Below are 14,617 nucleotides of genomic sequence, written 5' to 3'. Positions count from 1 at the left end.
CTCTGCACTTGATCATTGAATATATGAGCCTGCTATCAATATCATAGGCCCGATCCTTCGTATCGATTTCTATGGTTTTTTTGCCGCCGTCAATGCCGTCAATAGTAGTGCGCGTCGACTGAAGCACCCGACCCATCATGTCGTAAACTGTTATAGATGCCTCTACGGTGTAGGTATGATTAAGACTAAGTTTATCATCTGACTGTTCGGTGATGGCAATTTTCGTGTCAAGTACCCGGCCTAGAATGTCGTAAGTTCTATCTTTTTCGATGTCCAGCTCAACCGTGGTCTTCTTGCCATCAACCGTCGTGCGCGTCATCTGCAGGGTCTGGTCGAGATCGTTATACTTTGTGATCTCGGTAATCAAGTCGTATGCATGGTCCAGAACAACTGTTCCGTTAAGCCCGCCGACTTCATTGTTGCCCATATCCAACTTCGTCAAGCTGCCGACTTCATGGTTATTCACATTCGACTTTGAGAGCCTGCCACTTGTGTCATAGAGCCTGCCACTATTGTCGGTCTCAGTTACTACTCTGTATCCATCATTTGTAATACGGACCATCCGCTTAACCTGGCCGAGCAGATTATACTCCTTAACATCGGTCGTCAGCCTATAATCGTTTTCCAGAACCTGGACCCCGTCTACGGTGCCTTCTTCATGGATTTGGGTAACTGAGCTTTCTAACTTGCCATCGAGTTTATACTTCCTTTCACTAACATCCTCTTCCGTGGTTACCTTGCCATTGTCTGTCGTAATTTTCTTCATCTTTTTAACCTGCTCAAGCGCATTGCACTCCATCATTGTCTGGGTATCATAAGAATGGTTGAACACAAGGCCCTTAGTCCCTATATCCTGCTCAACGTAGTGGATGTTTGTGGCGCTGAGAAGCCCCTGGTCATCATATCTCCTATCTGCCGTATCCTCTTCTGTCGTGGTCTTACCGCCATCTTCTATGGTGCGAGACATGCGCTTTGCCTGGCCAATAGCGTTATATAATATTTCCCTTGTCTTCATTGTGTAAGTACGGTCAAGGCCCGGGCCATATTCGCGCACATCAGTTTCTGAAGTCAGAAGTTGCCCGAGTGAATTATAAGTCCTCTCCGCCTTATCCGTCTCAGTAGTGGTCTTGTCCTCTTCTATTGTGGTGCGTATCATCTCCAAGGTCTGACCCAGTGTATTGTATGATAGGATAGTCGTGCCCATATTATAGATATGGTACAGGCCTGTGCCTTTTTCCTCTATCAGGCTTGTGGAAGTCTTAAGCTGGCCCAATATATCGTATGTCCTGTCAGATGTATCTGTCTCGGTCGTGGTCTTTCCATTATCAACAGTGACATGAGACACCCTGAGGTTCTGTCCGAGAGGGTTATAGGTATTGACGGAAGTCTCGACCGTGTAGGTGTGGTTAAGGTTAAGCTCGCTGCCTTCTATTGATTGTTCAGTGATGGCGGTCTTCGAATGCTCAAGACGGCCCTGCGAGTCATAGGCTCTTGGTGCTATATCAGTCTCTACGGTAGTCTTTTCATCGTCGGTCGTGGTGCGGGTCATGCGCGCGACTTGACCAAGCAGATCGTAATCGTCAACTCTCATGCTTGTATAGTAAGTATGATCCAGGCCTGTGCCCTTCTCGTTTATCCGGCTGGCGGAAGTCTCAAGCTGGCCCTTCACATTATATGTTCTATCAGATACGTCAGTATCAGTCGTGGTCTTCCCAACTATAGTATTTCCATCCGCAGCCTTTAAATATTCAACGGTAACACGAGACATCCTGAGGGTCTGCCCGAGAGGGTTATAGGCATTAACGGAAGTCTCGACCGTGTAGGTGTGGTTAAGGTTAAGCTCGCTGCCTTCTATCGATTGTTCAGTGATGGCGGTCTTCGAATGTTCAAGACGGCCATGCGAGTCATAGGCCCTTACAACTTTGGCATCATCGGCCTCTACGGTTTGCTTTTCGTCATCGGTCGTGGTGCGGGTCATATTCTCTATCTGACCGATATCATTGTAAGAGTTAATAGTCATCTTTGTGTCATAGGTATGGTTTAAAACGCCTCCCGTTTCATTTATCCGAGTGGCGGAAGTCTCGAGCTGGCCCTTTACATTATATGTTCTATTAGCTGTATCGGTCTCTGTCGTAGTCTTGTTGTCATCCACAGTGATATGAGACATCCTGAGGGTCTGCCCGAGAGGGTTATAGGTATTAATGGAAGTCTCGACCGTGTAGGTGTGGTTAAGGTTAAGCTCGCTGCCTTCTATCGATTGTTCAGTGATGGCGGTCTTCGAATGCTTAAGACGGCCCTGCGAGTCATAGGTCCTTACGACAACGGCGTCATCAGCCTCTACGGTTTGCTTTTCGTCATCGGTCGTGGTGCGGGTCATGCGCGCAACCTGGCCGAGGCCGTCATATAATTGAATATCGGTATAAGTCCTATACATATGATCAAGCGCGCCGCCTTTCTCCGTGATTTCAACATCCGACGTTTTGAGTTGGCCAGCCTCTGTATAGGTCCTTTTCGCTCTATCGATCTCGGTAGTCGTCTTACCTTCATCAACGGTGGTACGGATCATAATGCTGATCTGGCCGAGCAAATTATACTCATTTGCCGACATCTCTTGTGTATAGGTATGGTCAAGGCTGACAAGATCTTTAGATTGTTCTCTAATTGCAGCCTTTGAATACTTAAACTGCCCTAGCGAATTGTATGTCCTGTTTTCTGTGTCAGTCTCGGTCGTAATCTTGCCGTCATCTATGGTAACCCGCTTCATTTTGAGGATCTGGCCAAGGTCATTGTAGTATTGTGTAACACCGGCAATGTCCTTCATGAAAGTTTCGACTGCATATTTGTGATTAAGGCTAATGCCATCCTTAGACTTCTCGGTTACGTCCGTCCTTGAATACTCAAGACGGCCCTGGCTATCATATTCTTTATCTTCCGTATCGCTCTCGATCGATATCTTATCGCCATCGGTCGTGGTCTTAGTCACACGCTTTACACTGCCTAGGCCGTCATAACCCGTTATCCCGCTTACTATGGTATATGTATGGTCAAGGCCAGGGCCATTTTCACTAATGTTGTCTGTCTTCTTCGCTGTCCGGCCAAGATCATCATATTCGACAACGACCTTTGTTGTGGTCACTTTATTGAGGGCGGGATCAAAGGCTGGATCTGATGACGATTTTTCGGTCCAGGATACTGCCTGGCCGAATGCATTGTAGACAAGCTCTGTCTTTTTTAGCGTATAAGCTTCGTTATATATAGCTTCATCAGTGAGACTCTTCTTATGGCCCTGCTCAGTATATGTAGCCATGTGTAGCAGCGAGTCATAAGTAACTTCAACGGTCGAATCTATCACAAGATCCGGTGACTGAGTGTCCGCATATGTGGTTTGTTGCCACTGCGAGGCCTGCCCCGTTGCTTGATCGTAACTGAAATTGTTCTTAAGGAAGCTGTAAGACCTCTCTAACTTGCCAAGCTCGCCGTTAATGCCCGTCTCTGTCATACGCGTACGATAGCTGAGCATCTGGCCTTTGTCGTTATAGGTCGCTTCGACATCGGCATTGGTTACTTTATCGGGTGAACTATCGCTCGTGGTATATTCATGCCATGTGGTCGCCAGGCCCGTCTGTATATTGGTATATTGGATATTGGTCTTCACGGTCGTTGTCTTTATGGTAGTGAATGGATTTATCTCTTCGACCGCGCTCTTTGTCGCCCGAATGGCTTTAATTTGTTCCTCATTATTCAGGATTTCGTCTGCGCGAAGCATATCCTCATTAGCGATAACTTTTCCCGTATACTGATACTGCTTTACAAATTCGCTTCGCTCGACCGTAACTACTTGTCCTGACTCTACGTAGCTGATAACGGTCTGCGTAATATAGATGATAGCTACATAGTGTGTCTCGGCGCCTTTCATAAATACACCTATTACGGGATTAACCGTATTCACAATCCCTATAAGGCTGTCGAGAGCCACAGCTCCACCGGCTAACTTAAGGCCATTCTTCTGGGCCGTCTTTATAATGGCGTACATTGATGTCTCGATCGCGCCGGTGAGATTTGCCGGATTGATACCGCCCGTAAGGAGATCAGTAAGGATCAGGCTCTTTATGGTCTCGTAGGCCGCTTGGACCTTACCGAACGCTCCCAGTATATAAGTGAGAGCGGCGGCGGCACAGTTCAGGACAAAAGCCCCGACAGACTTAAGTCTTGTTATAAAGTTTGCGACGCCCATGTCTATGAGAGCTTTGCGGGCTGTGATATCACCTTTTTTGAGGCCGAGAGCGCCGCCTATCTCATCGAGTTTCGCGTTCTTCTCTTCGAGAGTGAGAATGTCAAAGCCCTGGAGCGCGCTTTCGATACGGCTGATCGCCTCTCCGGCAACATTCCCGGTAGTCTCATCTGAAGTCGAGTCAATCATGCGTCCTAGCTGATTATAAGTCATACCAGTCGTCTTAACGGTGCTTACGCTATCTGTAGCCGCCGTCGACCAGGACTTAACCTGGAATTCCGTCATCTGGCCCACAGCATTGTAGGTCATGCCGCTTCTCTCGGTAATGGCTGTGATATCGACAATGACTGTAAGATCGGCTCTTATATCATGCTGATGGGCTTTTTCGGTGTCGGAGATGAGCTGATTCAGATAGGTATACTTCATGTCATAACGTAATGTCTCGGTCTTCATATCGATATTATCCGCAGAGGTTACTTCGCAGTATGATTTCATGCTATCGTTAAAATAGTACTCCACGCCGGTCGTATTCTTTGTGGCAAGGATGCCTCCATCGAGCTTTCCATTTATAAGAGAAGCTCCGGTAGTGGTGCTTCTCGAAAGTTCGTCATACTTTATTGCTCTGTCGAGCGAGTCATACTCGAGGATCTCCCGCTTCGTCCAGGATGTTTCGTCAAGGATCTCACCGGTAGCAACATCCTCGCCATGTTTGTGCGCGAGCGACTCGATCGCCGTGGTCCTATTCTTATAATCATAGCCGGTGATCGTATTTACAGACTCTGTGATAACTTTGCCGTTCGTCGCGCCGTCTATGGATGTTTCTTTATATGAAGTGACCCTGCCACGGTCGTCGAATTTAATATTTTCACGCTGAGTCGTATCGACCATCTGGAAACGCGCCTCTGCTATATCGCCCGTAATATTTAACTGGTTTGAGGTTGTAGTAATCTGGTATTTCGCGTTACCACGTGCGTCGAAATATTGCGCGAGGGGGGCACCTGTCACTATATCAGTGATACCATAGCGCATAGTGGATTCTATCTCGCGACTTATAATAAGTTTTTCCGTGGGTGGCTTTTCTTTATATACCTGGTCATACTGGTCGGCCGCCACGGTGATAGTGCTCTTATTATAGGTCACAAAATTGTGGACCTCATAATCATAAGCACTGGCCGTTTCAGAAATCCATCTGAAATCATTTATGAGAGAATCGTAAGTGAATTTATTCAACGTTTGTGTAGTAGCCTGGCTCATACGGCTCCAGGCGGTGTTATTAATAACCGACTTCTTCAGGCAAACTAGGTCATCCATGGTGACAGCCTTAATATTATCTACGTCTGAACCAGCGATCACTGTCTTCGCGGCATAACTCGTGATTATCGCATGGCTTAACGCGCTGCGTATCCCATCATATTCGTTTTCGCTGAAAGTGCGGTTATCGAAGAGATACTTGTTTGTCAAGGCATCGGCATCGTAGAGATAAGTATCCGCTTCGGATCTTGTTTCATTGCCCTTCATATTAAACCGACTGCTCCTTATCTCCTGGACACTTATAGGCGAGGCCATAGTGTCGTCAGTGTAGTCACGTACCTGCCGGAAGTGGATATTACCATCGGAATCGAACTCTTCATTAGTAGTTATGCTGTATGAGAGAAGCTTCAATTCAACACAGTCGCTGTCGGTTCCATAAGACCAGATCTCCTGATGCCCCACATTGCCGCGATTTGAGATATCGCTGTTATGTATTTTGCGCTCTGCTATGAGTTTCTCGGTATTATCACTGATATCTATGACATAGTTTGTTACTGTCTGGTCTATGACATTGCCGCGCCAGTTAAGCGTCTTTGTCGAGACTTCCTGGCGATCTATCTCTTTGGCCATGCCCTGGGCAAGATAGCGGACCGTCGTTGTGTGAGTGGCGACGCCCTGCTTCGCCGCAAATATACCATCACCGGCAGTGGTATTGCCATTGGCATCCAATATATCTACCGCACCACCGTAAGTATTCGAGATCTGCTTCCGCTCTACAAAATTACCACCTACCTCAGCATCATAGGTATCTATGGTCATCTTACTGATATTTCCGTATCGTTCCTCATATTCGTCATATGTGGTCACGTCTCTCTGTATGAATTGGTAGCCGGATGAATAACTGATTGTTGTCGATACTGTGGGCCTGTCATGAATTGTATATGGGGCCGTACAGGTCATCCATTCCTTACCGCCAATATCATCTATATTTAATCCTGTGCCGTTATAGAATTGGGCTTTAGCTGCGTCATCCTGAGCTGATCCGTTATAGACGATCATGGCGGCATTGATCTTCTCGACATTGTAATCCTTTAGATCTCCATTGGAATCCTTTATGACTCCGTAGAATAAGTAGACCGTCTGGTCTTCTGTATTTCTGCGCCGGTCAAATTTATCTGATATTACTACTCGCGTGCTCGAATACGAAGACTCGTTAGGCTTTATGGAACCGCCCTCAAAAGATGAATTCTGATATATGTAAATGGTAGTCTTAGGCGAATTTCCCGCTGTATCAAATTCTGGGTTAAGCACTCTCTTGCAATCGAGCTGTGTCGATTCGTCCACGTTCCCCGTAGCTGCGTCTATATCGGAGTAGGTAGCCACAAACTGCTCACGCACATTACCTGTGGTGTCAAATGATGTGTTGCGTACCTCCTGGATATCGGTCAATATCATCTTCTGACCCGCATCGTCGAGGAAGATATAGCTAAGCTTTTTCTGGTTCTTGGAATTATGATCACTGTCAAATGCCCTATTAAATACAACCTGGTACCCTGAAGCAAAAGTGATATTGGGATCACCGGTGGTATTTGTGGTCATAGTCATGGCTGTTTGAATTTTGGCATCTCCCCGGTAATCTATGTCAAAATTCTCTGAAACCCTGATCGTCGCCAGCTTTTCGCTCCCGTCGTCGCCAACATAAGTTTTAGCAGTCTGCCTTAGCACATTACCCTGGCGGTCGATCAAGTCTGTGGTGATCTCCTGTTTTTCTATAAGGTTCTCAGGTAACGGATCGGAAGTCGTATAGCGCTTTATCGTGGTGGATACGGCATTGCCGCGCCTCGCCGCTGTCTGGCCGTCCATGGGGCCTTCATTGACCCTTACTTCTATGGAAGCGCCCGCTATGGGGATGGACTGGGCGAGGAAAGTTATATCGCTTGTGGCTTCATTGTTCTTTATAGTGTAATCGGTACCTTCGATCTTAAGCTCGCCATTTACGTAGATCTCGTAGGTCTTGCCGGTGAAAGAATATTTATTAAAGATGTAGGTGGCCTGCCCTCCCGCCGCTGTAATGGTTACAACATCCGCACCCTCCACCTGGCCTGAATATTTGCTCACTATAGTCTTGTATTCGATCAGGTTAGCCGCTGTAAACTCGGTAGCGCTTTTATAGGTATAGACGATCTGGCTAAGGCAGTTATCGAACTTATCATATTCTTTGTAGGATATCTTCTGGGTATCCAGGAACTCTCTTTTGGAATTGTAGGAGATTACAGTAGATTCCACTACTCTGTCTAATTTGTCATAAGGATCGTTCGTGATCACGCGCTTTCTGCCTACATCATAAGGATTATCATTTACATTGCCGACTTCAAGCTTTGCTATGCTATATGATGTCTCCTTCAACAAATCAAAGTCTTTAAAGCATTCATAAGTCGTCTGCTTAAGCGCGTTACCGCGTTCGTCATAAGCGCCCTTACTATTTATCGCGCCGGTGGTGGCGTCAAAAGTCCCGGCGATTATAACCTGGGCATTTACAAAATCGGAAGGTTTAATATTGCCGCTGATGTCAATCTTTGCCGCGGAATATTTTCTTATGGTTGTAATACTCGCATTACCCCACTGGTCCCTGTCTTCATTAACTATCACCTTGCAGTCAAGGAAGCTGTCTATTACGGCGTTACCCAGTCCATCAGCCTGGCCATAGGACGCAATAATCTGCTCGTGAGCGTTACCATGGACATCGCTTGAGATAGTCCTGATCTCCTGGACATCGGAGAGATACTTATCGGTGCCGGCATCATTAGTGTAGATATAGTTAAGCACCTTCTGATTCCTAACGTTATGATCTCCGTCAAATAAACGATTGGTGATGACCTGGTAGCTGGAGGCCACAAGAGTGCCGGTACTATTGGTCTTCCACAACTGTACATGCTGGATGCCGGCATCGCCCCTACTATCGATGTCGAAGCTCTCGCTAATCGTCCGGCGGGCGAGAACAAGAGGTCTCTGATCCATAGGAAGATCTATAGTGTCATCGACAACCGACGTCTCGCTGGTCTGTTTAAGCACGTTACCGTGGCGGTCGATAAGATTGGTAGTGACTACCTGCTGTTCGATAAGGTTCGCATTAATTTCGAGAAGCTTCCAATCGGTGGTCTCTCCGGTACCTCTGTATCGAGTTACAGTAGTAGTGACGGCATTTCCTCTTCTTGCGGCGATCTGGCCTTCCATGAGGCCTTCATCAACACTCACTTCTATGGAAGAGCCCGCTATCGGGGCTGTTTCGAAGGTCATGATGCCGGTGACTTTGTTTATATCACAATTCACCTTATCCCCGTTTACATATACCTCATAGACCTTGTCACCGATCAAATATTTGCTAAAGGTATATATACCGTCTTTGGCGGTGACGGTTACGACATCTACACCCTCCACCTTGCTTGAATAATCGTTCACTATAGTCTTATGCTCGACAAGGGCCGCCTTCTTGGAATCAATAGAACTATCATTAGTGATAGAGATATCATTGTAGGTATCTATGGTCTGATTAAGACAGTTATCGAACCTGTCATAATTGATGTAGGTGATTATCTGGGTGTCAACGAATTCTCTCCTGGAATTGTAGGATATGATAGTGGATAACTTAGTGTGGTCCCATATGTCATAAGTATAGTTCTTGATCACACGTTTCTGGCCGACATCATAGGGGTTATTATCAGGATCCGCGGCGCCGGCATCAAGCTTTGCTATGCTATACGCGCCTGCGTCTTTAAAGCACTCATAAGTCGTCTGTTCAAGCGCGTTGCCGCGTTCGTCGAATTTCGTTGTGACGATTATCTGAGCGCTAGAGAAGTTTTCTGGGGTGATCGTGCCTTTGTCATTCAATGTGGCGCTAAGATACTTCCTGGAGGTGACTTTTCCAAAGTTATCATACTTGTCGGGTTCTTCATTGATTATCACCTTGCAGTCAAGGAAGCTGCCCATTACCGCATTTCCAAGTTCATCGGCCTTACTATAAGACGCGATAATCTGCTCGCGAGCGTTACCATGAACATCGCTTGAGATCGTCCTGATCTCCTGGACATCAGAGAGATACTTCTCGGAGCTAATATCGTTACCTCTGTAAAGATAGTTAAGGATCTTCTGGTTCTTTACATTATGATCTCCGTCAAATACGCGGTTGGTGATGACCTGGTAGCTGACGGCCATAAACTCGCCTGCGCTATTGGCCTTACATGACTGTACATGCTGAATGCCGGCGTCGCCTCTATTATCGATGTCGAAGCTCTCGCTAATCGTCCGGCGGGCAAGAATAAGAGGTCTCTGATCTATAGGAAGATCTGTAGTATCATCGATGACCGACGTCTCGCTGGTTTGTTTAAGCACGTTACCGTGGTGATCGATAAGGTTGGTGGTGACTTCCTGTTTTTCGATAAGGTTCTCAGGCGCCTCTACGGAAGTCCTGTAGCGCATTACTGTGGTGAATACGGCGTTGCCGCGCCTTGCGGCGATCTGGCCTTCCATGGGGCCTTCAACGACCCTCACTTCTATGGAGGATCCTGCCGCTGGAACATTGGTGAAGGTAATAACACCGGTGGATTCATCTACAGTATAGTCATAACCGACACCTTTGGTTTTAAGCTCGCCGTTTATGTAGATATCGTAGGTCTTGCCCACAAGCGAGTATTTACTGAACGTGTAAACACCATCTATAGCGGTGATGGTTACGACATCTACACCCTCTACCTTGCTTGAATAATCGTTCACTATAGTCTTATGCTCGACAAGGGCCGCCTTTTTGGAATCAACAGAGCTATCATTGGTAATGGATTTATCATTATAAGTATCTATAATCTGATTAAGGCAGTTATCGAATCTATCATAGTCAACATAGGTAATTATCTGTTTATCGACGAATTCTCTCCTGGAATTGTAGGAGGTGATAGTTGACAGTTTGGTATGGTCCCATATGTCAAATTTATCGTTTACGATCACGCGTTTCTGGCCGACATCATAGGTGTTTTCAGGATCCGTGGCTCCGGCTTCAAGCTTTTCTATGCTATATGATGTCTCCTTCAGGGAATCAAAGTCTTTAAAGCATTCATAAGTCGTCTGATTAAGAGCGTTGCCGCGTTCATCGAAGCTCGACGTGACGATTACCTGGGCATTAGAAAAGCCTGCGTAGGTGATAGTGCCATCAGCATTTAATGCGGCGCTAAGATACTTCTTGGAGGTGACTTTTTTAAAGTTACCATACTGGTCGGGTTCTTCATTTATTATAACCTTGCAGTCAAGGAAGCTGTCTATTACCGCATTTCCAAGTTCATCGGCCTTACTATAAGACGCGATAATCTGCTGATGGACGTTGTTGTGACTATCATAGGTCGTCCGTATTTCCTGGACATCGGATAGGTACTTTATGGTACCGGCATCGTCACTGTAAAGATAGTTAAGCACCTTCTGGTTCTTAACATTATGATCTCCGTCAAATACACGGTTGGTGATGACCTGGTAACTGGAGGCCACAGGAATGCCGGTATTATCAGTCTTCCATGACTGTATATGCTGGATGCCGGCGTCGCCTCTGTTATCGATGTCGAAGTTCTCGCTAATCGTCCGGCGGGCTAGGGATGGCTCGGTCGCTGCGGGTTGCAGGGTACTATCCATCACATAAGTCTCGCTGGTCTGCTTAAGCACGTTACCCTGACGGTCGATAAGGTCGGTGGTAACTACCTGTTTTTCGATAAGATTCGATAGGTCAGTTTCATCGGCAGGAATAGTCTTGTAGCGCATTACTGTGGTAGTTACAGCGTTGCCGCGCCTTGCCGCTACCTCGCCACTGACAATGCCGTCGTTAACTCTCACTTCTATGGAAGAACCCGCTATCAGGGCACTGGTAAAGGTTATAACGCTCTTGCCATCGCTATTTGTGGTTACTGTATAATCCGTAGTGGAGTCACCGTTTATAAAGATATTGCAGGCCTTACCTTCAAGAGAATACTTATCGAAAATATAGGAGGTCTGGCCCCCCACCGCTGTTATGGTTACAGTATCCGCGCCCTCCACCTGGCCTGAATATTTGCTCTCGATCGTCTTATGCTCTACAAGGGCTAGCGTTTTGGACTCAATGGAGCTATTATTGGTAATAGATATATCGTTATAGGTATTTATGGTCTGGCTAAGGCAGTTATCGAACTTGTCATAGTTGCCATAGGTGATGATCTGGGTGTCGACGAATTCTCGGCTGGAATTATAGGCAATAACTGTGGATAATTTTATCCGGTTCGATATGTCATAATTAATGTTATAAGTGACCTTCTTTTGACCGGCGCCATTTGCATCGCCACCCTGATCAAGCATTGAAAGCGTATATTTATCTGGATCAAGGTCCTTAAACCATTCATACGTTGTGAGAATTCTGGCATTATTCTGTTCGTCATAATAGCGGCCATCATAAGGGCCGGCCAAAAGAACGCCGTCCTTCACTTCACCCGCAACCGTTATTTGAGCATTTGAGAAGTCTGAATAGGAGATCTTGCCATTGGCATCCAATGTGGCGGCCAGGTATTTTTCCGTTACACTCTTCAGGGCATTACCCCAACGATCGACCGCCTCAGTCGTAATGTATTTACAATCGAGTAAGCTTGTCGTATCTACCTCATTAGTGACCTCGCTTAGCTTGCCATAAGAAGCTACCACCTGCTCAAGAGCATTATTATGCGCATCATAAAGACGCGTCCTTATCTCCTGGATATCAATTATAACTTTTTGTCCGCCGGTATTATCTAGGGGCTGGTAGTTAATGATCTTCTGGTTTGTCACATTATGATTTTGATCAAACTCTCTACTGAATGTTTCCATATAACCTGAAACAAAACGATTGCCTGCCTCATCCTTAATAGTGGTAGTGATATGCTGCTCAAGGGCATCACCGTACGTGTTATAGGCGATGTATTTGACTTCCTGTTCATTGATGAACAGCGTCTTATCAACATCTTTGTATGCGGTAATGATGGATGTAACGGCCCATCCTTTCGCGGCCCATGAACCAGTCGGTTCATCATACTTATTCACCATCTCTTTATAGTTAACCACCACCAGCGCGCCGTCGAGATTATATCGATAAAGAGTAGTGCTCTGGCTCTGAACATTGCCATAAGCATCATAGGCATCAATGATTGTGCCATCGGGTGCCTGATAAGGTTTGTAATCGACCGATTGATATTCGATAAATAATTTCTCTTTTGAAGAATCCGTATATGAGTTAATATCGGAATGTGAAGCCCATCCCCGAAGCGCCCACGAAGCGACAGCATAAACGTTTGCGATCTCCTTATATCCGATCATGACATGGGAGCCATCATACTCAGTTATCCGTTGATGAAGCGCATTTCCATAAGAGTCATACTCTTTCTCTTCCGTGATATTTCCATCGGCATCATAACTTCGGTAATCGACGAATTGTTCTCTCAGAAGCGTAATACCGTCCGGGGTAAAGTTCTTTATCGAGGACGTGTCGGCCAGAGACCTCAACACATTGACGCCTGAATATGTGCTGATAATATCCTTTTTATCAAGAACCGCGCCTGTTTCATCTTTGCGGGTGATGGTCTGATGTAGTGAATTACCCCATATGTCATAAGCATTAACGGTTGTGCCATCGGGTGCCTGATAGGGCGTATATTCAACTATCTCTTCACGGAATAGCGTATGATCGGCAGTGTAATTCTTAGTCCTCATCAGGTCGGCCTGCCTGTTATAACGAGCGGAATCGGTATTGTACTCGATCGTAATATCTTTTGACCCTAAAAGTTTATGGTCTTTGTCAAACGTTTCAACTGTCTGCTCAGTAGAGTTACTCCAGTCGTCATACTTCACATAGTGGACAACCTGCTGATCGACAAAGATATTAGATGTCGTAATGCTCCCGTCAGCGTTAGTTGTGCTGCTTGGGCTCCATATCGTTACATCACCGATAGCGGCGTAGCCTTTTATGGGATCAACGTAGCTGGTGACGATCGTTTTGACGCTTAAGACGGTCCCGAATCCGTCCTTGGCCGTCACTGTCTGCGAAGTCGCATTACCCCAGGCGTCGTAGCTGGATGTCGCTACAAGCTGATGTTCGACGAATATCTTCTTATTGATATCGGCGTAGGTGGTAACATCGGTGGTATCGGATAGGCCGCGCAGGGCATATACTCCGGAATATGTGTTTGTTATACCTTTGATCGAGAGGAGCTTATCATCGGCTTCAGAAGCATCGAAGTATGCCGCAACTGTCTGTTCGGTGGCATTGCCCCAGTCGTCGTAGCTGGCGGTTTTCACTATCTGGTGTTCGACAAATGTCCGTGTCAAGGGATCGGCCTTGTCATAGGTGACGACATCGGTTATGCCGGCGAGGCCTCTTAAGACGTTAAGATAAGTGGTGTTTATGACCTTGACACTCAACACAACGTCGTCTTTGTTCATGGCCGTAACCGTCTGCGAAGTCGCGTTACCCCAGTTGTCGTAGCTGGATGTCTCGATTACCTGATACTCCTCGAATGAGCCGTCAGCGGCTTTAGTGGTGACCTTGGTAGTAGTCTCGATCGTCTTTACGCTTAAGACTGTTCCGGAAGCGTTCTTCGCGGTAACTGTCTGTAAAGTCGCATTACCCCAGTCGTCATATGTGGATGTCTCAACGAACTGGTGTTCGGCGAATATGGTCTTGGCGATATCGGCGTAGGTGGTGACGTCGGTCTTAGTGGCAAGGCCTCTTATGGCGTAGATCTTGTTGTCATATGTGTTGGTTATGTCCTTAAATGAGAGGAGGCTAGCCGGGTTTCTAGTGGTATCGGAGTAGGCCTCAACGGTCTGGTTTATGGCGTTACCCAGGTTGTCATAGCTTGTTGTCGTCACGAACTGGTGCTCGGCGAAGGTGCCGTCAGAGGCAGTTGTGATGACATCGGTGGTATTGGTGCGACCGAGCAATGCGTTGACTCCCGCGTATGTGTTAGCTATGGATTTGACTGATAAGAGATTGCCATTATTTTCCGGGGTATCGGAATAGGCCTCTACCTTCTGGTAGAGCGCGTTACCCCAGGCGTCATAAGCGTCTTTGGCTTTAGTAGCCGCATGGCCGTCCTTATCCAT

The 14,617-nt window shown here is 46.6% G+C and carries 1 protein-coding gene (only partly in view); it reads right to left on the bottom strand.

Annotated elements, in window-relative coordinates; all coding sequences use genetic code 11:
* Positions 1-14,617, bottom strand: partial view of a hypothetical protein gene (locus NTY76_05735; protein ID MCX5678594.1) — the start only. Its footprint begins 50,972 nt before the window's first position; the window shows 14,617 of its 65,589 coding nt (coding positions 1-14,617); it begins with the start codon at positions 14,615-14,617; the stop codon falls past the left edge of the window.

The organism is Candidatus Omnitrophota bacterium (assembly GCA_026387175.1).
GTDB lineage: Bacteria > Omnitrophota > Gorgyraeia > 2-01-FULL-45-10 > 2-01-FULL-45-10 > CAIMPC01.
This window is presented reverse-complemented; position numbering and strand designations above follow the sequence as displayed.